This is a genomic window from Pontibacter ummariensis (assembly GCF_900188175.1).
In the GTDB taxonomy this organism is placed as follows: Bacteria; Bacteroidota; Bacteroidia; order Cytophagales; family Hymenobacteraceae; genus Pontibacter; species Pontibacter ummariensis.
Window position 1 is genome coordinate 292,924 of record NZ_FZOQ01000001.1, and the last position, 20,962, is coordinate 313,885.

General features: G+C 51.8%; 16 protein-coding genes. 6 read left to right on the top strand and 10 right to left on the bottom strand.

The features are described 5' to 3' along the window. Nucleotides 1-123: 123 nt before the first annotated feature. Together CHB92_RS01260 and CHB92_RS01265 are read right to left on the bottom strand one after the other, a co-directional pair. On the bottom strand, nucleotides 124-528 hold the full coding sequence (locus CHB92_RS01260; protein WP_089317335.1) for a SpoIIAA family protein: 405 nt from the start codon (nucleotides 526-528) through the stop codon (nucleotides 124-126). A 62-nt stretch (nucleotides 529-590) separates the two neighbouring features. Further along, nucleotides 591-998, bottom strand: a complete 408-nt coding sequence (locus tag CHB92_RS01265; RefSeq protein ID WP_089317336.1) for a DUF5329 family protein — start codon at nucleotides 996-998, stop codon at nucleotides 591-593. Nucleotides 999-1,141: 143 nt separating this feature from the next. Between CHB92_RS01265 and CHB92_RS01270 the strand changes: the two genes are divergently transcribed. From CHB92_RS01270 to CHB92_RS01280, 3 genes are all read left to right on the top strand, one after another. Further along, nucleotides 1,142-3,064 carry a hypothetical protein gene (locus CHB92_RS01270; RefSeq protein ID WP_089317337.1) on the top strand — a complete coding sequence of 641 codons (1,923 nt, stop codon included), beginning with the start codon at nucleotides 1,142-1,144 and terminating at the stop codon, nucleotides 3,062-3,064. Between the two features lie 46 nt (nucleotides 3,065-3,110). Continuing rightward, on the top strand, nucleotides 3,111-3,611 hold the full coding sequence (locus tag CHB92_RS01275) for a DUF421 domain-containing protein (RefSeq protein WP_245842240.1): 501 nt from the start codon (nucleotides 3,111-3,113) through the stop codon (nucleotides 3,609-3,611). Nucleotides 3,612-3,706: 95 nt separating this feature from the next. Then, complete coding sequence (locus tag CHB92_RS01280) at nucleotides 3,707-4,366, top strand: hypothetical protein (RefSeq protein WP_089317338.1); 660 nt, start codon at nucleotides 3,707-3,709, stop codon at nucleotides 4,364-4,366. 77 nt (nucleotides 4,367-4,443) lie between these two features. Here the strand turns inward: CHB92_RS01280 and trxA are convergent, their stop codons facing one another. Together trxA and dnaE are read right to left on the bottom strand one after the other, a co-directional pair. After that, entirely contained in the window at nucleotides 4,444-4,770 is a 327-nt protein-coding gene (gene trxA / locus CHB92_RS01285) for a thioredoxin (protein ID WP_089317339.1), read from the bottom strand. A gap of 483 nt (nucleotides 4,771-5,253) precedes the next feature. Then, nucleotides 5,254-8,877: a DNA polymerase III subunit alpha gene (gene dnaE, locus CHB92_RS01290; protein ID WP_089317340.1), complete on the bottom strand. Its 3,624-nt coding sequence runs from the start codon at nucleotides 8,875-8,877 to the stop codon at nucleotides 5,254-5,256. Between the two features lie 262 nt (nucleotides 8,878-9,139). Here dnaE and CHB92_RS01295 point away from each other — a divergent pair, with 262 nt between their 5' ends. After that, nucleotides 9,140-10,468 (top strand): MFS transporter, encoded by a 1,329-nt coding sequence (locus tag CHB92_RS01295; RefSeq protein ID WP_218824218.1) that lies wholly within the window; start codon nucleotides 9,140-9,142, stop codon nucleotides 10,466-10,468. A gap of 73 nt (nucleotides 10,469-10,541) precedes the next feature. On the opposite strand, the gene CHB92_RS01300 is transcribed toward CHB92_RS01295, so the two are convergent. From CHB92_RS01300 to CHB92_RS01320, 5 genes are all read right to left on the bottom strand, one after another. Beyond that, a complete protein-coding gene (locus CHB92_RS01300) occupies nucleotides 10,542-12,893 on the bottom strand; it encodes a LysM peptidoglycan-binding domain-containing protein (RefSeq protein WP_089317341.1) in 2,352 nt (783 codons plus the stop codon). 309 nt (nucleotides 12,894-13,202) lie between these two features. Continuing rightward, nucleotides 13,203-13,847, bottom strand: a complete 645-nt coding sequence (locus CHB92_RS01305; RefSeq protein ID WP_089317342.1) for an O-methyltransferase — start codon at nucleotides 13,845-13,847, stop codon at nucleotides 13,203-13,205. Between the two features lie 98 nt (nucleotides 13,848-13,945). After that, nucleotides 13,946-15,178 carry a M16 family metallopeptidase gene (locus tag CHB92_RS01310; RefSeq protein ID WP_089317343.1) on the bottom strand — a complete coding sequence of 411 codons (1,233 nt, stop codon included), beginning with the start codon at nucleotides 15,176-15,178 and terminating at the stop codon, nucleotides 13,946-13,948. A gap of 140 nt (nucleotides 15,179-15,318) precedes the next feature. Next, entirely contained in the window at nucleotides 15,319-15,726 is a 408-nt protein-coding gene (locus CHB92_RS01315; protein WP_089317344.1) for a hypothetical protein, read from the bottom strand. A gap of 66 nt (nucleotides 15,727-15,792) precedes the next feature. Beyond that, nucleotides 15,793-16,599: a hypothetical protein gene (locus tag CHB92_RS01320; protein WP_089317345.1), complete on the bottom strand. Its 807-nt coding sequence runs from the start codon at nucleotides 16,597-16,599 to the stop codon at nucleotides 15,793-15,795. Nucleotides 16,600-16,779: 180 nt separating this feature from the next. Between CHB92_RS01320 and CHB92_RS01325 the strand changes: the two genes are divergently transcribed. Continuing rightward, nucleotides 16,780-17,781, top strand: coding sequence for a glycosyltransferase family 9 protein (locus CHB92_RS01325; RefSeq protein ID WP_089317346.1), 1,002 nt, complete (start codon nucleotides 16,780-16,782; stop codon nucleotides 17,779-17,781). Nucleotides 17,782-18,099: 318 nt separating this feature from the next. Here CHB92_RS01325 and moeB read toward each other — a convergent pair whose 3' ends face one another. Continuing rightward, entirely contained in the window at nucleotides 18,100-19,167 is a 1,068-nt protein-coding gene (gene moeB, locus CHB92_RS01330) for a HesA/MoeB/ThiF family protein (protein WP_089317347.1), read from the bottom strand. A 365-nt stretch (nucleotides 19,168-19,532) separates the two neighbouring features. On the opposite strand from moeB, the gene CHB92_RS01335 reads away from it, so the two are divergent. Continuing rightward, on the top strand, nucleotides 19,533-20,822 hold the full coding sequence (locus tag CHB92_RS01335) for an aminopeptidase P N-terminal domain-containing protein (protein ID WP_089317348.1): 1,290 nt from the start codon (nucleotides 19,533-19,535) through the stop codon (nucleotides 20,820-20,822). Nucleotides 20,823-20,962 lie beyond the last annotated feature (140 nt).

Here is a 20,962-nt window from a genome sequence, read left to right on the forward strand (position 1 = left end):
CCTGTTTTTGGCAAAGAACTGTACAAGCCCTTTTGATAGCGTATGCAGTCGCACCGTGCTATGATTTCTGCCTCTCAGCAGTGGAGGCTGGGGATGCTAAAATTTAAGGTAGCTCTTCGCGTCCTAGCTTGGATGCTGTGGGTTTTGCCCCCTGTCGCCTGGCAGCGGAGCGCCTTCGTGTATCCAGGACCATGCCTTTGATCTGTCGCTGAAATCGTAGTACTTCACTTCGGCGGAAGTAAAGGGCTTGGCAAGGTTCGTGAGCCAGTTGGTCCACCTGCGGCCACCGACAATAGCGACTCTGCTAAAGTCCGTGGCATGGCTGATATCATACCTTATCTCATCCCAAAGGGCCTCAAGGCTGTACTCTTCTACGTCCTGCATTTCGGCATAGACCCTCACTTTGCCATGCTGCCTGATCTTCTCTTCCAGCACAGGCAGCATCACCTGGTAGTCGTTCTTATCTACTTTTCCGGAAATGCGGAACGCAACGATGTCTTCTTTTGATTCTTCTAACACTTGTATCATGGCAGGTAGCGGTATAACTTTTGTTTTATTAGCCATACGCAGCCAGGTTCTATGTGTTCAGGCTATGGTTGCTCCTCTAATCGCTCCAGTTCCTGCGTCAGCACCTGATTAGTGGTCAGGGTAGTGCCATCCTGAAAGCGTATCCGGTAGGCAATACCCGTCAGGCCAGAACGGGAGGCAAGTTCCTCTACAAACCCTTTTGCGGACTTCACTTTTTTTCGATGTTTTCGCCATTTAGACTGCAGGTGGTCTGCCGCCTCCTGTGCCGTATGCTCAAAACCGTTGCGGATAAAGGTTGCCCCTTTCATGTCCCGTACAAACTCAATCAGTCGCTCTACCTTGTCGGCCTCTGAAAGAGAAGCGCTAGAGACGCTACTGCTAACATGGCTTGTATGATGTTGGACCATAGATTTCTGCACAGCCCCCAAGCCGGCTACAAGTAGCACTCCTAGCATCACATATTTTCTCATATCAGCTCTTAATCTTATATACTTTATGGTATGTTTGTACCGTTTTATGATCAAATTTCGCACGCAAGCCTTACCTTGAGCGTTAAAAAGCTCTAACGCCTTTCCTTTACCTCTTAATACGGCACAAGACGACAACATACTTTATGAAAAGAATAGTTTACGCACTTTTCCTGTTGATGCTATGCCAGCAAGCTGTTGCACAGCGCAACATCGAGACCCGCTTAGGGTACAGCTACAATGACCCCTACGAGTTCTCGGACGAGTGGCAATACCTCTCCACGGATATCTACTTATACAATGGCAACCGCTTTACGCGTGTGCTGAATGAATTGGAGCGGGGCGTGAAGCGCAGGAAAAAGAACTATGGCAGTGGACTGGAGCATCTCTTCATTACGGCGCAGCTCAAGAACATGAAGCTTTTTGGGAACGATGAGCTCGTTTACCCCCTCTTTAATTTTTCTATTAACAACGACCGGAAAGAGTATAAGACGCATGTAAGCGATCACCTGGAGGTAGTGCGTGTAATAGACAAAATGCCCTTGGCTTCCTCACAGAGGAGTATTGATGCCGTTATTAGTGCCAAGGCCATCACCAACAGCGAGAGCGACCAGGTCTTTAGCCTGGTGGCTAACCAGTTGGTTAACATCTCTAAGCTGGCCAATCCTTCTACGGCTGTACTGTCGTTGGTTGGGGAGTTCGGGAACCTGCTTAATGCCCGGAGCGGAAAGCGGGAGTATAAGTTCAGTTCCACGATCCGGCTGTACGAGGGGCAGGACTTTGACACGCGCCTGCATTCGGTACGCATATATGTCTTTGTGCCCAGCGATGTGAAGGCCGTGAGCATTAAGCCGGTAAAGCTGGCAGATTACCTGCAGAAGCACCCGAACAGGCTCGACAGAAAGCAGCTGGAGGAGGTGATCGGCTATAAGGACTACCCTTTTATGGTGGTGGCCAACTATAAATCGCTGTATAAGATGGACGTGCTGACAGGCGATGAGGTAACGCAGGAGCTGATCGAGAAGCGAAAGCAGAAGATACAGAATGCCTATGAGCACAAGCTCGTGAACGATGAGACGTATCGGCAGGAGAAGCTGTATGTTGAGTTTCTGCGTGTGTTCGCGGATATGAAGCAAAACCTGAACATCTATCGCCTGAATTACCGCAACAACAGCCCTGAGGTGAACGCCAAGAACCTGTTTGCCATTGTACAGGAGTACAAGCGCCTGAAGGCCACGTGGGATGCCCGCGAGATGGAGTTTAAGGACAACAGCACCTACCAGCACATCTTCAGACCTGAGTATCTAAGTATTTTGAACAATGCAGACCTGTACCTGGAGGGAGACCACAACCTGAAGAACGGAAAGCTGCTGGTAAACACCCTGCGCGACCTGGAAAGCGACTCCAGATCATGGAACACGCCCGAGAAGCGGGAAGCTGCCCTGACGCGGCTTTATGCTGTAGAGCTCCCTAAACCAGAGTTCCTGTCAGCCTCTGTAGAGGGGGAGGCTATCATAAGGCTTATTAAACGGCTGGAGGACCAGCAGTACAATGAGGTATTCGCACCTGAGGTAAAACGGCTGGAAGAGACCGTGGCCACTGATGAAACGCTGTTGCATCGTAACGCTTTGATGGAGAAGGCGACCACCAGCAAGTGCCAGTCCTGCCGCGATAAGGTGCGCGAAACCATTGCAGATTATAACAAACGCTACGAAAGCTTTAAGTTGAAGCAGGCCCTCAAGAAAAAGGAGGAGTTGAACCAGGAGGCAGAACAGACAGTGCTTAAGTACCTGAAGCAGCAGGTGTGCATTCAGAATAACCTGCAAGCCGTTGCCGCCAAGCAGGGCACAGACGCCTACATGAATCGCGTGCACGAGAAGAGCAAGGAGTTCGCCACGACCATCAAAGCGCTGGATGAACTCAACAAGCAGGAACCAGAAGAGGTAAGGCTCCAGAAAGTGCAGGAGTATAATACGAGGCTTGAGCGCCTGATGGGCGAGGTGGCGGGCAACTTTGAGCTGCTCTACAGCCTGGATAAGAGCATCTGCGACTGCGGGGAGGCAAGCTAAAACAGGTGCTACAACCCTCCTGAAACGGCTTTCGTTTCAGGAGGGTATGCAGGAATATATAGATACTTTCCTAGGAAGCGGTGAGGATATAAACTGGTGGCAAATGGCCCTGCGCGCCATCATTGTTTTCTTTGCGGCGCTGTTTATTGTGCGCACCGGGAGCCCCCGCATTTTTGGTAAGAACACTATTTTTGATATTGTCCTGGGTATTATCTATGGTTCTGTGCTGAGCCGGGCCATTACAGGCAATGCTCCTTTCGTGCCTACACTCGTGGCGGCACTTACCCTCGTATTGCTGCACAAAGGCCTGGCAGCTATTTCCTATCACAGCAGTTTTGGGATTGGGAACATGATCAAAGGGCGCCCTATGGTGCTGGTAAAGGATGGGGAAATGCAGAAGAAGGCCATGCGCAGTTCCAGCGTTACCGAAGAAGACCTCCGGGAGGCGCTGCGCAATTCCGGTTGCAGCCCTGATTTAGACTTAATCGAAGTAGCCTACCTGGAGCGAAACGGGGACATCAGCATTGTCACGAAGTCTGATAAGTGAGTTAAAACAAAGCTTTTTCGTAAACCCACTTTTTTAGTTCGTGACGGCCATTCCGGCGCCTTTCCATTGTCAGGATATAATGTTACTTTCACAGTATGAAATACTGCTTAACCTGGCTTCTGTTCTTTATGGGCTTGTATTGCTTCGGGCAGAATAAGACAAACCTGAAGGAGGTAGTGGTGAGACCGGACCATGCGAAAGTAGTATTGGGAACCCACAAGCAGAAGGCAGACTATGGTCATGGAGGAAGCAGGGCATACCCTAACTACCAAACCGCTTTCCTGGTACCCTCGAGCGGGGTAGAGGGGTTTATCGATAGGGTTGGCATCTATATCTACCACAAACATACTTTTCTGGAGCTTTTCAAAAAGCCGAACAAGCTACGGATTTACTTGTATGCAGTAAACGCAAAAGGGCTCCCCGGGGAGTTGCTTTTGCCCCAGCCCATTGTGATACAGCCGGAAAAAAACTCCTACTGGCACTGGGTGGATGTGTCCGGCTACCATCTGACACTGCCGAAAGAAGGCATTTTTGCGGCGGTAGGCTGGCCGCAGGCCCGAAAAGAAGACACGGGGCCTTACGTTGGCATGACAAACGAGTGTGATAACTGCCCTTTTTATGTGTACCGCTTCCTGACAGATGAGCCAACCTGGTTTAAAGTGGAGCCCAGCCAGCACAAGGGGAGAAATGAGGAAGAGAAGTATAACCAGAACCTGATGGTGCGGCTGGAGGTTTCCGTCAAGCAAAAGCCATAGACAGCACCTCTCTATAAACAGAGAAGCCTTTCCCTGCTATAAGGAAAGGCTTCTCTGTTTATGCTATACGGTATAGCTTAGGCCAGTTGCGACTCTAGCTTCTGAGACAGCACATTTTTAGGCACAGCGCCTACTTGCTTGTCTACTACCTCGCCGTTTTTGAAAACAAGCAGGGTAGGGATGCTGCGGATGCCGAACTTGGCGGAGGTATTGGGGTTAGCGTCTACGTCTACTTTACCCACAACAGCTTTCCCTTCGTATTCACCAGCCAATTCTTCTACGATCGGGCCTACCATGCGGCAAGGTCCGCACCACTCTGCCCAAAAGTCTACTAGTACGGGTTTATCTGAATTGATGATCTCATCAAAATTCGCGTCTGTAATTTCTATTGCTTTGTTAGCCATAACTTTAACGATTTGGTTGTGTTAAATTCTGTTTTTAAATATAGTAACAATTATAGGTTTGGCAAATATCTGCCCAAACTCTCCTCTCCTGACAAGCTGTCGTGTAAAAGCCGTTTGTACCTCTAATCATAAACTTATACTTCATACGGCATATCTGCCTACTAGGTGCAAGTTGTTTGTACAAACAAATGTTGTCAATAAAAGTTTCCGAAGCAAGCTGCAGCTTGAAAACTTGGCGAGGGGAGTGGCTGAGCAGGTAAAAGGAAAGGGACAGGGGAAGGGTAGCGTTTCGCCTACTATACTTTGAATAACTCTGTGCTGTTTCGGATTTCTGAGTCCGAAGCCAACCTGAAGCGGACTTCCTAGTCCGGAAGAGCGAAACACGATAAGCAAAAAGAGGTACGCCGCAGCATACCTCTTTTCATACTTTAATCAGCTATAGGACCTAAATCCTGTGTATTCAATAATCCTGTAAATCCTGATCTAGATCAATTTACACTCGCCGAGCCCCAGGTCTTTGATCGAGGTCAGGAACACCTTCGGATCGATTCGGTACTTACGGGAATAGGTGGGCAGGGCTAGCTTCTCTTCCGGCACGTGCAGGGTGATCTCCAGTCTCTTTTGGCCTGGGCTTCCGGCGATAGCTGTTTCCAGTGCATCGGCCAGGTTTGGCGTAAAGTGCTGCAGGTTAATGTTTAGCTGTACCCCCTGCGCCATTTTGTCGGTAATGTCGCCTAATAGCTGTATGTTCTGTGGCTTCAGTTCCCACTGGTCTTCGGACTTATAGCGCAGCTGTACCTTGCCGCGGATAAACAGGTACAAACCGTTCTTCAGGTAGGGAGAGAACTTCACGTAGTCTTCCCCGAAAAGCGCCATCTGCATGGAGGTGTCATAGTCCTCAATGGTAAACAGCGCAAAAGGGTTTCCATTCCGGGCAGTCCGGATCACTACATCCGTCACCATGCCCGCCACATTTACGTCACGGTTCTTATACTCTTCGATCCTGTTTAACGGGCAGGTGCAGTAAGAGTCTATCTCCAGCTTAAACTGGTCGAGCGGGTGACCGGACATGTAGAAGCCTACCACTTCTTTCTCCCGGCGGAGCATTTCGGCCTGTGTCCACACAGGAACCTCTGGAATCTTAGGCAAGGGGGCTGCTACGGCAGCGCTCCCTCCAAACAAGGATTGCTGTGCAGCCTGCTGCTCTGCCTGGTAGTTGTTTCCGTAGCGCACCGCTTTCTCCAGCAAGCTCATGTTTTCGCCTTCTGGTATCTCTATCAGCTGGGCACGGTGATACAACTCCCAGGAATCGAAGGCACCGGCCAGGGCCATGCTTTCAAAAGTCTTCTTGTTTACAGCCCGCAGGTTAATGCGCTTGGCGAAGTCAAAGATATCCTGGTACAGGCCGTTCGCCTCGCGCTCTGAGATGATCGCCTCTACAGCTGCTTCTCCCGTACCTTTTATGGCACCTAAACCAAATCGGATCTGGCCTTTTTCGTTTACGTTAAACTTGAGCAAAGACTCGTTCACGTCCGGCCCTAGTACTTCCACGCTCTGCTTGCGCGCCTCCTCAATAAAGAACGTCACCTTTTTGATGTCGTTCATGTTGTTCGTAAGCACGGCGGCCATGTATTCGGCCGGGTAGTGGGCCTTCAGGTAACCCGTCTGGTAAGCTACTACCGAATAAGCGGCAGAGTGGGAGCGGTTGAAGCCGTACTGGGCAAACTTCTCCATCACGTCGAACACCTCGGAGGCCTTCTTTGCCGGAATGTTGTGCTTTTCAGCGGCACCGGCAATAAACTTCTCGCGCTCCTCGGCCATCTTCTTCATGTCCTTCTTACCCATAGCGCGGCGCAGCAAGTCGGCACCACCCAGCGAGTAACCGGCCAGGATCTGTGCCGTCTGCATGATCTGCTCCTGGTACACCATAATCCCGTAGGAGTACTCCAGGATCGGTTTCAGCAGCTCGTGCGGGTATTCCACTTCCTCTTTCCCGTGCTTTCGGTTAATAAAGTTCGGGATGAACTGCATCGGGCCCGGGCGGTAAAGGGCGTTCATGGCAATCAGGTCTTCGATGTTGGTCGGCTGCAGGTCCTTGAGGTACATGCGCATCCCCTCCGACTCGAACTGGAACGTACCGATGGTGTCCCCGCGCTGGTACAGCTGGTAGGTCTTTTCATCGTCGATCGGAATCTCATCGATGTTGATGTCAATGCCGTGGTTCTTCTTGATCAGCTCCAGCGCATCTTTGATGATGGTCAGGGTCTTCAGGCCCAGAAAGTCCATCTTCAGCATGCCAGCGCTCTCGATCACCTTGCCATCGAACTGCGTTACCAGCAGGTCAGCGTCCTTGGAAGTCGAAACCGGGATGTAGTTGGTGATATCATCCGGAGCAATGATCACACCTGCCGCGTGAATACCGGTGTTTCGTACCGAACCTTCCAGCTTCTCGGCCAGCTTCAGTACAGCAGCCCGGTGGTCGTCTCCTTCCCGGATGGCGGCCAGGTCCAGGTTCTCCATAAACGCTTTGGCCAGCGTAGTGCCCGGCGTATCCGGCACCATCTTGGCCAGCTCGTTGGCATCGGCCAATGGCAAAGAAGTAGAGCGGGCTACGTCTTTAATAGAGGACTTAGCCGCCATGGTACCGAAGGTAATGATCTGGGCTACCTGGGTCTTGCCATACTTCTCCACCACGTAATCGATCACGCGCTGGCGGTTCACGTCGTCGAAGTCAATATCAATATCGGGCATCGACACACGCTCCGGGTTCAGGAATCGCTCGAACAGCAGGTTGTACTTGATCGGGTCGATGTTGGTGATACCGATGCAGTAAGCAACCGCCGAACCGGCTGCTGAACCACGCCCCGGGCCCACGAACACGCCAATGTCGCGGCCACGGTTAATGAAATCCTGCACAATAAGAAAGTAACCGGCAAAGCCCATCGTCTCGATAATGCGCAGCTCGTAGTCCAGGCGTTCCTCTACATCAGGTGTTATTTCGGTGTAGCGCTTTTTGGCTCCCTCGTACGTGAGGTGGCGCAGGAAAGCATCGGGGCCTGCGTGCTCCGGCGGTATCGGGAAGTTAGGCAGCAGGATATCGCGCTTCAGCTTGGGTGGCGTGATCTTGTCTACAATCTCGTTGGTGTTGTCCACTGACTCCGGCACATCCTTGAACAGTTCGTTCATCTCGGCCTGCGTCTTGAAATAGAACTGGTCGTTCGGGAAGCCAAAGCGGGTCTTCGGGCCAGCCTCGTCTATTCGTTGCAGCATCTGGCGCACGCTGGCCTGGTTGCTGTACTTCTGCCGCACGTTCTCCACGGTGTCATAGATCACCTTCTGGTCATCAGACAGGAAGCGGTAATACTTTGTCTGGAAATCCCCCACCGGGGTAGACTGGTCCTCGCCGGTGTTCACACACAACAGGATGTCATGGGCGTTCCAATCGTCCTGGTCCACGTAGTGGGAGTCGTTGGTGCAGATCACCTTCACATCATACTTCTTCGCCCACTTCAGCAGTACCTGGTTGATGTCTTCCTGGCTTTTGCCGGTGCCATCGATGTTTTGCAGGCCGTGGCGCTGTATCTCGATATAGTAGTCCTCTCCGAATACATCCAGCCACCATTTGAAGATCTCCTCAGCCTCTTCCTCGCTTTTCCAGAGAATGGCTTGCGGTACCTCGGCACCTATACAGCAGCTGGTCGCGATCAGCCCCTTGTTATATTTCAGCAACAATTCCTTGTCAATGCGTGGCCATTTGCTGTACATGCCCTCGATGTAGGACATGGAGCAAAGCTTGGCCAGGTTCTGATAGCCTTCCTGGTCCTTGGCAAGCAGCAGCTGGTGATGGCGCACATCTTTTACCTCCTTGCTGAAAGTTTTCTGATGGCGGTCGTTCACCAGGTAAAACTCGCAGCCCACAATCGGCTTCACGTTATACTTGTTCGCTTCGGCCACGAAGTTGAAGGCGGCAAACATGTTCCCGTGGTCGGTCATGGCAACGGCAGGCATGCCATCCGCCTGCGCCTTTTTCATCAAGGCGCTGATGCTGGCTTGCCCGTCGAGCAGGGAGTATTGGGTATGGGTATGTAAATGCGAATAAACAGGCATTTAGGAGAATTATGAATGACGAATGATGAATTTTAGATGACCTTTAAAGTATCAAAGCACTAGCCTTAATAGGTCTTATTGGGATGTTAAAAGTACGCAAATTCAGACGGCTGCCCAAACGAAAAGCAGCTACTGGCATAACAAAAGTATAGGCTGATTAGTCCCTTGCCTGTCGCTGTTTCTGTTGGATAAACTAAAACTCTTAAACTTGAAGCTTACGTAAGTAGGAAGCAGGCGGCGCAGGTGCAGCGAAGAAAGAAAAATGGGAGAAGAAAACGCAGGAAGTAAGTTAAGCAATATGTTCCGGGCCTTGAGCTCGCGCAACTACAAGCTTTTTTTCGTGGGGCAGGGCATCTCCCTGATCGGCACCTGGATGCAACAGGTAGCCCTAAGCTGGCTGGTGTACCGCCTGACGGACTCCGTCTTCCTGCTCGGGGCGGTGACCTTCTCCAGCCAGATCCCTTCTTTCTTACTCGGCCCCTTTGCCGGCGTGCTGGCCGATAAGTTCAACCGTCACAAAGTGCTGCTCGTGACGCAGGCCCTTTCTATGTTGCAGGCAACTACGCTGGCCATATTAGTGCTCACCAACACCATTGCTATCTGGCATGTGCTGGCGCTAAGCGCCTTTCTGGGCATCATCAATGCCTTCGATATTGCCACCCGCCAGGCTTTTGTGATAGAGTTGGTAGAGAAGCGGGACAACATCAGCAATGCCATCGCTCTGAACTCCTCCATGTTCAACATGGCCCGCCTGGTTGGCCCGACCATTGCCGGACTAATCATTGCAGCAGTAGGGGAGGGCATGTGTATCCTGATAAACGCTATTAGCTATCTGGCTGTGATAGGCTCCCTACTGCTCATGCGCCTGAAGCCTTTTGAGCGGGTAGCCCAGGAACGGAAGGTGTGGGAGTCCTTGAAAGACGGCTTTCAGTATGCCTTTGGCTTTCCGCCCATCCGTGCACTGATTATTATTGTTGGCTTGCTGAGCCTTTTTGGGATGCCGTTTACCGTGCTGCTGCCCGTTTTTGCCCGCGATATCCTGCAGGGAGGCGCTAACACATTGGGCTATTTGATGGGGGCCTCGGGGCTGGGTGCCTTGAGCGGAGCTCTCTTTCTGGCCCAGCGGAAGTCGGTGGAGGGGCTGGGCAAAGTGATCATCTTTACGATGCTTTTATTCGGTTTCGCGCTTATCGCTTTTTCCTTTTCCGAAGTGTTGCTGCTGTCGCTGGTGCTCATGCTGTTCAGTGGGTTTGGCATGATCGTAACGATGGCCTCCTGCAATACGCTCTTACAAACGATCGTGGACGATGATAAAAGAGGGCGGGTCATGAGCCTGTATGCGACAGCCTTTATGGGAACAGCGCCCATAGGTAGTATGCTGGCTGGCTCTGTTGCCGAGTACATTGGAGTTGCCTATACCCTGGCGGGCTGTGGCCTGCTCTGTGCTGTAAGCATCATCCCCTTTGCCGTTAACAGGCCGAAGCTGCGCCGCATGGTACAGCCTATCTACGAGCGCCTCGGCATAGTACCCGAGATTGCCACCGGTCTGCAGGCAGCCTCCAGCCTCACAAACCCGAATGAAGAGGAGTAGGAAAAGCAAGCGGGGAAGCGATCACATGTCGCTTCCCCGCTTGTTCCTTGTTCTGATTCAGAGTGTTCGTAAGCTACTTCTTTCTGATCAACAGCTTTTCGCCCACGCTCACAGAAAAGTCAGACTTGTTGTTCCACTCCATGATGTCCTTGATGGTAACACCGTACTTGCGGGAGATCTGGTACATGCTCTCACCTCCAGCTACCGTATGATAGGCGGAACTATTGGCAGGAGATGCGCCAGCCTTGGGTGTGGCGGTTGTTTCAGTGCTTTTTACAGGGGCCGCAGTACCAGCAGGGGCTTTTACGCGCAACTCCTGGCCGAGCTTAATGTTGTTATCCACCAGGCTGTTCCAGGTACGCAGGTCGTCCAGCGTTACATTGTATTTTTTTGAAATCTGGTAGAGGGTTTCGCCTGCAGTAACGGTATGATAAGAGCTGTTTGCGCTGGAGGTAGCAGGAGTTTCTGTTTCCTCCTTTTCTTCCGGCTCCTTCAGCGGTGCTGCAATCACTAACTCCTGTCCCATCTTCAGCGACGCATCGCCCAGGTTATTCCATGCTACCAAATCGTTGATTGTCACGGCGTACATGCGAGAAATACCGTACAGGGTCTCGCCCTGCTTTACCACATGGGTAGTTGCTTTGGTATCGGAAGCCGGTACAGAGCCAGCGGCAGTTGAAGACTTTGCCGTAGAAGTTGGATTGCCGTTAACAGCCGGCCACACATCGTCCTCATACGCTGGCTCCTTTTCTGGTTGTGCCACAGCAGGGGCTTGTTCAGGCTGTGCTTGCTGCGCAGCAGAGGGCTGTGTTTTAGAATCAGGGTAAAGAACGGTCTCTTTCGTTGCTTTAGGAGCAGGCCGTGCAGCAGGTGCCGTTTCGGTTTCTTCGGTTGTTTCCGCTCCTGCTTTTGCTGCTACTACTGTCGTCTCTTTTGGAGTGCTTGTAGCATTAGGTGCTGTACGCGCGGCAGGTGCCGGCGCTGCGGCGGCTGTCTCTTCTTCCTCCTCCTGGTGCTTCAGCTCGCCTTGCCTGTCCCGTTTCAAGCTGTTGATGAACCTGGTAAAGATGTTCTCGCGTGGGGCTTCCTCTTTGTGCTCGTCAGCAGGCTGGCTTTCCTGTGCAGGACTGGCAGAGGTTTTGTTGCTGGCAACACCTTGCTTTTGGCTTAAGTCGCGCACCTCCACCGGCGTAGTGGACGGCCTTCGCTTTTGCAGCCACAGAACGCGTCCTGGCACAGGTACTTCGGAACGGCTCATGCGGTTCTTAAAGAGCAGGTAACCTAGCCGGATGCCATAGTGCTGCGAGATCATTTGCATCGTTTCTCCCGGTTGTACCACATGGTACTCTACCTCGGCACTGGTGTTCTTCTTCTCGATATAATAAGCTGAGCCGGCTACTATCGGATCAAAGTTATGCATGTCGTTGTAGTTCAGGAACCGTCGTGTTGAGATCCCGGCCTGCAAGGCTAACTTATCCTTTGTGTCTCCTTCCCGGGCAATCAGGGCATTAAGCCCGTTCCGCTTCACAAGGGCAGCAGACGCACTTTGTCGGGCTTTAGAGCTGGCAATGGGGCTGCTTGTCGTCTGGGAGGCAAGCAAATCGCCGTCGCTGTTGCCTCTTCGCACAGGTACCAGCACGTAGTAATCCTTATCGGAGGGGATGGAGTTGCCCAGTAACCATTTGTTGTAGCGCTCCAGCTCTGCGTAATCTGTCTTAGTTGCCAGGGCGATATCGGCCAGGCTCTGACCCGGGGTAGCGCGCATCTCCCGGAGTGAAGTAGCCGGAGGAGAGGCCTTTCCTACAAAGCTGTCATAGGCAATCTTGTGGGCAAGGAAGGTCAGCACGTATTCGTGGGACTTTTCCGTCACGTCCATCTTCTTCCCTCCGTTATCCGAGGGCTTCGCATAGCTCTTGGCGCCAGTGTAACCAAGGTAGTAGGAAAGGAGCGAGTTAAACCAGTTGTTATAATAGTTGTTGCTGCGCTTAAAGTAGCGGGCAGCCGCGCGGCTGGCTTCAATAATGTGCCGGCGTTCGTCCACCACGTGGTCCATGCGCAGGCTAAAATCAGAAGCGGCCTCCCGCTTAAACTGCCAGTAGCCCACGGCATTGGAGGTAGACACGGCATCGCCGATCAGGCCGCTTTCCTGCAGGGCAAGGTACTTGTAATCGTCTGGCACGCCTTCTTCCTTAAAAACACGCTCAATTATCGGAAAATAGGCATCCGCCAGGTCTACCTTGATCTTAAAATAGGTCTGGTTGCGGTGCAGGGCATCCACCTTTTTCTGTATTTCCTGCTGAGCCCTGTCTGATATCCGCAAATGGATGTCAGCAAAGTAAATATTATTGGGCACCGTAATGGCCTGTGCAAAAGCCAGCAAGGGTAAAAGCAGGAGGGTAAAAAGGCTTGTAAGGGATTTCCTCATGGGTAAGGGTATTAAGTTTGGCTAACTCAAGTCAGATTGCTCTACTACCTGTTAAATGGAAGACAGGTAAATAGCTCTATGCTAATCAGTTTAAGATAGAATATAGCAGATGCAAAATTAACGCAATTTGCCTCGTATTATAAAACGCTTCGCCAAGTTCCTGCATTATTTTTTACGAGGGAAAAGTCAGCGTAAACTGGCGGAGGGTGGCGTACGCTTAGTATGAGGCGGAGTAGAGTAGGTGTAGTGAAGGAGGCGAGGGCTCCAAGCAAAAAGGAGAGCCTTTTATCGGGCTCTCCTTTTCCTCTGTTATTTCTTGCGGGCTATCATCAGGCCATCGCGCACTGGTAGCAGGATATTCTCTACCCGTTCATCGGCATGTACCTTTTGGTTGAAGTCCAGCACCGCCTGCGTGTCTTCGTCCAACTTACGGCGGTACTTCGCCAGCACCTTGCCGCTCCACAGCACATTGTCGGCAATAAGGTAGCCGCCCGGGTTAATTTTGTCGATCACCAGGTCATAGTAGGCGCCGTAGTTTATCTTATCCGCATCCAAGAATACCAGGTCGAAGCTTGCGGCTATGGTTGGGATAATTTCCAGGGCATTGCCTATATAATATTGAATGCGATCGCCATAACCGGATTCCTGAAAATAGCCCCGCACCCGCTCTTCAAGCTCTTCGTTGATATCAATAGTGTGCAGGGTGCCATCAGGCCGTAGCCCCTCCGCCATGCACAGGGCAGAATAGCCGGTGTATGTACCTACCTCGAGGATCTGTTTTGGCTGGATCATTTTGGCATATAACGATAGCAGCCTGCCCTGCAGGTGGCCGGAGAGCATCCGTGGCTTCAGCACGTTGAGGTGTGTCTGGCGGTTTACCTTGTGCAGCAGCTCGCTTTCGGGGGAGGTGTGCTCTTCGGCGTATTGCAGCAACTCGTCGTCTATAAAGTCCATAAGGTAAATTTAAAATTTGGAGATGAGGAGATTTAAAGAAGATGGCCTTTGTCCTCCTCATTCATAATTCCTGGTTTTTATTTCTTCATTGCGTAGCGCTACGCGGGGACATAATTCAGGAAGCTCAGGTTGTCCTCGCGCAGGGCGTCATTCGCTATGTCCATCAGGTCGCTGGCTGTAATGCTACGGATCTGGTCGAATATCTCATTCAGCGACTCAACTTTTTCCTGGTCCAGGATGCTCTTCCCAATCATCATCATCAGGCCCATGTTGCTTTCCTCGGCCATGGCTAGCTGGCCCATCAGCTGTTCTTTCGCTGTGTGGAGCTGCATGGTGCCCAGGGGCTTCTCACGTAGTTTCTTCAGTTCTTTCAGAACGAGTGAGGTGGTGCGTTTGAGCTGCTTTTTCTCGGTGCCGAAGTAAATGCTCAGCAGTCCGGTATCAATATAGGTGGCGTAATTAGCGTCGATGGTATACACCAGGCCGTGTTTCTCACGCACGGCTAGGTTCAGCCTGGAGTTCATGCCGGGGCCGCCTAGCAGGTTCACCAGCATAAAGAAGGGGATGCGGCGCTCATCCGAAAGGGCATAGGCCGGGCAACCCAGCACACAGTGTGCCTGTGAAATAGGCTTCTCGATCGTCACTGTCTTGGGCGCGTAGTTGCTGAACGTGATACGGCTCCTGTTGCTTTGGATGGGTGGTACATCGCTCAGGTACTTCTCGGCCAGTTTCAGGACCATCTCGAAGGGCAGGTTACTGACAGAGCAGAAAAGCAGGGAGTCGGTCCCTAAGTTACGGTCAATAAAGCTCAGGAAGTTTTGCTTCGTAAAGCTTGATACGCTCTCTTTCGTGCCCAGTATGTTGTTGCCCAGGGGATGACCGTCGAACACCACCGCGTCGAACTCGTCCACGATGGCCTCCTCTGGTGTATCCAGGTACATCGACATTTCTTCCAGAATCACCCCGCGCTCTTTCTCAATCTCCCGTTCCGGGAAAACAGAGCGGAAGGTAATGTCAGTCAGTAATTCAAAGGACTTATCGAAATGCTTGTCCAGCACCGAGCTGTAAAAGCAGACCTTTTCTTTCGTGGTATAAGCATTTAACTCTCCACCCACCGATTCCAGCCTGTTCAGGATATGAAAAGACTTGCGTTTCTCGGTGCCTTTAAAGGCCATGTGCTCCCAGAAGTGGGCCAGGCCCTGCTCCTGTGGCAACTCGTCGCGGCTGCCAATATCCATGATAAAACCACTGTGGGCTATCTTGGTGTGCAGCACCTGCTTGTGTACAATGCGTATTCCGTTAGGTAAAGTATGGATATGATAATCAGGCATTCAATTCTAAAATTAGCCTGCAAAGGTACGGAAAAAGTAGCGGATTATAGCGGAATAGCGTCTGTAGTTGCTACCAGTGGTGTGAGCCGCACAAGGCAGGAGGGAGGCATGTTAGGATTACTGGCCAGCGCTCTCCGGGTTTACCTTCTTGTAATAGAGAATCCCCCATCGTACACGTCCATGCCAAGGATTAAGGTGTCGTTCGCTGTGCTAACAGACTGTGGGAGGGTGTGGGCTGGCTCATTGCCCTCGTAGAAGACAATGTAGGTGGTGGGGCGTTTCGTTAAATCTGAAACAGCCGCTTTCAGCCTGTACTTACCGGCCTGTTTCTTTCCTTCAAAATTACGCACATACCTGTTTTGGCTAAACGTGAGCTTGTTCCCATTGCCTGCCTGGTACACTTGGCTGCTTCCCCAGCCGTTGGAACTGGCTCTCAACTCCCAGGTGCCATAGAGGGCATCGGCAGGCAAAACGTCAAGTTTGTCTCTCTCGCATCCGGTTCCTAAAAGCAGAATAACGGCAAGCAGCGCCAGGTAGAAGTTTCGCATAGGATAAAGCTCTTCTTGTTCTCTACCAGGCCGACCCGCTCCAACAGCAAAGGGTTGCAAGGGTAACTATTTAGCCTTGACGGAGTTGCTTGGGAGTCTGTCTTTTGGCCTTCCGCCTACGTTGATTACAAAGCCCAGTGAGAAGACAGAGTACGCGGCTGTCAGGTTCTCCCGGTTTTTCAGGCCAATGGTAGTGCCGCTCGTGTATTGTAGCTGCACCGAAGGATTAAGGGTGAGGCGGGTATAAAAGATAGGCTCCAGAAAGATGTTGTCCTCTGCCTCCCCCGCTATGTTATTCAGCGTGTAGTCGTGCATGTCTACGTAGCTGGCACGAAGGGCCGTGCCGTAGTTAAGCGGAAACTCCCGACCAAGCAGCGCTAAAGACTTCTTACGCTTGGAGCTAAAATTAACCTGCACAAAGTATTTGTTGAAGTTGGCCTCGTGGCGCATGTAGGTCATCTGGCCGGTTTCCCCGTCTTCCTCCTTATCTGTACGGTCGCTGCTCCCCCCGCCAAAACCAGCATAGACCTCGAGTACACGGTTATCATTTGCACCAAAGGTAGTGAAGTAGCCGCCACCTGCTTCGAGTTGGTTATAGCGCATGTCTCGTTTTCTACGCTCACTGCTCAGCATAGACCCATTCAGCAGTACGCCAAAGTGGTCTGACACGGCATAGGCTGTGTTAAAGGTAATGTTCCCTTTTGGGGTTACGTGGCCCCCGGCGCTTAACTCTCCCTTCTGGGTGAACATCGGCACGTTGGGTACAGCGGGCATGTACATAGAGGTGCCGCAACCTGTCAGGATCAGTGCCAGCAGCAGACTATAATATGTTAAGTTTGAGGGGGGAAAGAAGGAGGTAAAGGGGGTCGTCATAGAGAGGTTCCGGTTCAGCACGGCGCCAACTTAGGGAATGATGGCCCCATTCGCAAGAAAGGGGAGCCTCTTTTTACTAAATTTAAGCCGCAGGACGGACAGGAAAGCGGCGGCATCCGGGAAGCGGCTTTTAACTATCAAGGCTTTGGTGTAATTTTGCATGTTGGAAGAAACAGGGGCATGAACAAAATACTGATCATACAAACGGCTTTTCTGGGCGATGTGGTGCTGGCTACAGCTCTTATCGAAAAGCTGCATGCCTTTTATCCGGAGGCACGCCTGGACTTCCTGCTACGCAAAGGCAATGAGGGGCTGCTAAAGGAGCATCCGCTACTACGGCAGGTGCTCGTCTGGAACAAGCAGGAAGGCAAGTATAAAAGCTTGCTGCGCCTGCTCTCGCAGATACGCGCAGAGAAGTATGACCTGGTGGTGAACGTGCAGCGCTTTGGGGCCACCGGCTTTCTCACTGCCCTCTCCGGTGCCAAAGAAACAGTAGGCTTCGATAAGAACCCTTTCTCCCGTTTGTTTACCCGCCGTTACCCTCACAACATAGAATCAGGTACACACGAGGTAGAGCGCAACGACCTGCTCATCCAAAGTGTAACCAATGCCATTCCTTCCAGGCCAAAGCTTTACCCTGGCCAGACAGACTTTGCCAAAGTAGAGGAACTGAAAAAGGAGCCCTTTATTTGTATGGCACCCACTTCGGTGTGGTTTACAAAGCAGTACCCCCAGGAACAGTGGGTAACCCTGCTCGACAGCCTTGATCCCAAGTATAAGGTCTACCTGATTGGCTCACCGGCGGATAAGGTGTACTGTGATGAGATCATCAGCCTGAGTCAAAACCAAGGGGTAAAGAACCTCTGTGGGCAGCTGAGCCTGTTGCAGTCGGCGGCGCTGATGCGTGATGCTGTACTGAATTATGTCAACGACTCAGGGCCAATGCACCTGGCCTCTGCCCTGAATGCGCCCACCGCTGCTGTTTACTGCTCCACCATCCCTCGCTTTGGTTTTGGCCCGCTGTCTGATTTTGCGCGGATCGTGGAGCGGGAAGAGCCTTTATACTGCCGCCCCTGCGGCTTGCACGGCTATCAGGAATGCCCGGAGGGCCACTTTAAGTGTGCCCGTGATATCCGGAACGAGCAGTTGCTGGAGGTGTTGGAGTTGGCGGAGCGCCGTTAGTTCTGTTGGATGTGGGACTGGTCGCGCTCCATGGATCAAGGTGAAAGGGTGGCGCGCAGGAATAAAAGCTTTGTAGGGCGCTTTTCCGGCAAGGGGCGGTGACGCTGTACTTGCGCAGGCAAGAGGCAGGTAACAAAGATTGTCGAAGTTGCTTATAGCAGCCGCCGGGGCAACACCTGAAGCAGGTTACTAGGTTATGCACACTCCACCGACTGGCTAAGGAGGTTCGAAAGCAAGACCTCCCGCCATTTTAGGATTGAGCAGAGACATAGCTATACCCTCAGTCTTGTAAATGCCTGAATACGAAATGCTGTCCCTTTAGTGCTCCCAGGAGTTTAAACCTCCGGCCAGGTTATAAAACTGCACTTCCGGGTAGCGCTCCTGCAATATCGCTATGGCTTTCTGGCTTCGCACTCCCGACTGACAGTGTACGACCACTTTAGGCTGTAGTTGCAGTGTCGCTAGCTTGTCGCTAAGCTTAGAAAGCGGTACCAGTTCTCCGCCAATATTAAAGTTCTCATACTCCTGCAACTCGCGCACGTCCAGCACCTGTACCTGCTTGTCCTGTGCAAGCCACGCCTTTAGCTCATCTGCCGATATTGTCTGCACCACGGCACAGGTCGCCCCATAACTTGACTGAAGAGCGGTTACTTTATCAGCTTGCGCTGTTCTGGGGAACTTGAAGGATGAGAAGCTAAGCGACAGGGCATCAAACAGCAGCAGTTTGCCAGAGGCCACCTCTCCTATTTCACAGACGATCTTGATTACCTCGTTAGCCTGCAAGGTGCCGACAACGCCCGGAAGCACGCCCAGCACGCCCGCCTCTGCACAATTCGGTATTTCACCAGCACCCGGAGGTTCTGGGAACAGGCAGCGATAGCTTGGGCCGTTCTTATGGTTGAATACAGATAACTGCCCCTCAAAGCGGGAGATGGCCCCAAACACCAGCGGCTTTTGCAATATGGTGCAGGCATCGCTCACGAGGTAGCGCGTTGGGAAGTTGTCCGAACCATCTACGAGCACATCATACAGCTTTACCATGTCCAGCGCATTCTCCGTCGTTATCCCTTCTGGGTGCGCTTTAAAATGTATGTGCGGGTTCTGTTGCGTTAGCTTCTGGATGGCGACCCTTACCTTGGGCTTGCCTACATCTTCCGATGTATATAATATCTGCCGGTGCAGGTTACTCTCGCTCACCACGTCCATGTCGGCGATGCCAATGGTACCTACACCCGCTGCCGTCAGGTACTGCAGGATCGGACATCCCAGCCCGCCGGCCCCAATTACCAGCACCTTTGCCTGCTTCAGCTTTTCCTGCCCTGCCACACCTAGTTCTGGTAATATGACTTGCCTGTTGTAACGCTCCTTTTCTGCTTTGTTTAACATGGACGTTTATTGGTAACTACTTGAATAAAAGAATTAGACTACACACCCTCCGGGATCTGCCTTAGAACCTGTGATAGCCGATGTATTCCCCCAAGTTAACAACATTATTGCGAAAGCGTTCTAGCCCTCCGCCTGTGGTTTGGCGAGATAACGCCTCCTCTTAGAGTCTGAGCGCAAGTATGTAGGTTATGGTTTATACTACTCAGGCCTGCATCCCGCTGTTTGCAAATTGTAAACATTGCACCTGCTACGGTTGTTCGTAGCGGCGAGCCATGCAGCTTAAGACAAGCCCATTGCTGAAGCTGCGTTTTTATGCTATTTTTAAAAACGAAGCAATTAACGAGTCTAACCCAAAATAAAACTACATGAAATACCTCCCCATAAGGCAGGAACTGTTCGTGCGCAACCGCCGCAACTTTATTAAGCACCTCAAGCCTTGCTCTGTTGCCATCTTCAACTCCAACGACGTCATGCCGACAAATGCGGACGGCACCCTGCCTTTCCGGCAGAACAGCGACCTGTTTTACTTATCGGGCATTGATCAGGAGGAGAGTGTACTGGTGCTTTTTCCCCAAGCTAAAGACCAGCGCATGCAGGAGATCCTTTTTGTGCGCGAAACCAACGAGCATGTCCTGACCTGGGAGGGCTATAAGCTCACAAATGAGCAGGCCCGGGAGGTATCCGGGGTACAGACTGTTTACTGGACGCATCAATTTGAGTCGGTGCTTAACGCGCTCATGCTAGAGGCAGAGCACGTGTACCTGAACAGCAATGAGCATCTGCGGGCAGCCACGGAGGTAGAGACCCGCGATTCCCGTTTTATCAAATGGTGCAAAGATCGCTACCCCCTGCATCGGTATGAGCGGAGTGCTCCCATCATGCACCAACTGCGGGCAGTAAAGTCAGCAGAGGAAATTGCCTTGATCCAGCAGGCTTGTGACATTACAGAGAAAGCCTTCCGGCGATTGCTGGGCTTTATCAGGCCGGGGGTGATGGAGTACGAGATTGAGGCGGAACTGTACCATGAATTTCTGAGAAACCGCTCCCGGGGACCTGCTTATGAACCCATCATTGCCTCTGGGGCCAGTGCCTGTATTCTACATTATGTCGAAAACAGCCGGGAATGCAAAGAAGGAGACCTGGTGCTGATGGACTTCGGGGCCGAGTACGCGAACTACGCCTCAGACTTAACACGTACCGTGCCTGTGAACGGCAAGTTCTCCAAACGCCAGCGCGAGGTATACGATTCGGTGCTGCGGGTGATGAAAGCGGCTACCCAAATGCTGGTACCCGGCAACACCCTAGACCAATACCACAAGTTTGTGGGCACCGTGATGGAAAATGAGCTGATCCGGCTCGGCTTACTAAACGAAGGCGATGTGCACAACCAGGATCCGGAGAAGCCACTATACAGGAAGTACTTTATGCACGGCACTTCACATCATCTTGGTTTGGACGTGCACGACGTTGGCAACAAGTACCGCCCTTTTGAGGAGGGCATGGTCTTTACCTGTGAGCCGGGTATCTACATAAAGGAAGAGGGCATCGGTGTGCGCCTGGAGAATGATATCCTGGTGACCAAGAACGGGCCCAAGGACCTGATGCAGCACATCCCCCTTGAAGCAGAGGACATAGAGCGCCTGATGAGGAAGTAGCCAAGCGTCAAGAATGCCGGGCTTCAGACTGCTTCAAAAATTGCCGACAACCTTTTTTGTTGTACTTACTCCAAAAAAGAGGTCTTTGCATCAAAATGTTTTTTCCGTAACAACTTTGTGCTATAGAATCAGTTTGAAAT

Coding starts and splice junctions, on each gene's coding strand:
- CHB92_RS01260 (WP_089317335.1), bottom strand. CDS start 528: ATGATACAAGTGTTAGAAGAATCAAAAGAAGACATCGTTGCGTTCCGC.
- CHB92_RS01265 (WP_089317336.1), bottom strand. CDS start 998: ATGAGAAAATATGTGATGCTAGGAGTGCTACTTGTAGCCGGCTTGGGG.
- CHB92_RS01270 (WP_089317337.1), top strand. CDS start 1,142: ATGAAAAGAATAGTTTACGCACTTTTCCTGTTGATGCTATGCCAGCAA.
- CHB92_RS01275 (WP_245842240.1), top strand. CDS start 3,111: ATGCAGGAATATATAGATACTTTCCTAGGAAGCGGTGAGGATATAAAC.
- CHB92_RS01280 (WP_089317338.1), top strand. CDS start 3,707: ATGAAATACTGCTTAACCTGGCTTCTGTTCTTTATGGGCTTGTATTGC.
- trxA (WP_089317339.1), bottom strand. CDS start 4,770: ATGGCTAACAAAGCAATAGAAATTACAGACGCGAATTTTGATGAGATC.
- dnaE (WP_089317340.1), bottom strand. CDS start 8,877: ATGCCTGTTTATTCGCATTTACATACCCATACCCAATACTCCCTGCTC.
- CHB92_RS01295 (WP_218824218.1), top strand. CDS start 9,140: ATGGGAGAAGAAAACGCAGGAAGTAAGTTAAGCAATATGTTCCGGGCC.
- CHB92_RS01300 (WP_089317341.1), bottom strand. CDS start 12,893: ATGAGGAAATCCCTTACAAGCCTTTTTACCCTCCTGCTTTTACCCTTG.
- CHB92_RS01305 (WP_089317342.1), bottom strand. CDS start 13,847: ATGGACTTTATAGACGACGAGTTGCTGCAATACGCCGAAGAGCACACC.
- CHB92_RS01310 (WP_089317343.1), bottom strand. CDS start 15,178: ATGCCTGATTATCATATCCATACTTTACCTAACGGAATACGCATTGTA.
- CHB92_RS01315 (WP_089317344.1), bottom strand. CDS start 15,726: ATGCGAAACTTCTACCTGGCGCTGCTTGCCGTTATTCTGCTTTTAGGA.
- CHB92_RS01320 (WP_089317345.1), bottom strand. CDS start 16,599: ATGACGACCCCCTTTACCTCCTTCTTTCCCCCCTCAAACTTAACATAT.
- CHB92_RS01325 (WP_089317346.1), top strand. CDS start 16,780: ATGAACAAAATACTGATCATACAAACGGCTTTTCTGGGCGATGTGGTG.
- moeB (WP_089317347.1), bottom strand. CDS start 19,167: ATGTTAAACAAAGCAGAAAAGGAGCGTTACAACAGGCAAGTCATATTA.
- CHB92_RS01335 (WP_089317348.1), top strand. CDS start 19,533: ATGAAATACCTCCCCATAAGGCAGGAACTGTTCGTGCGCAACCGCCGC.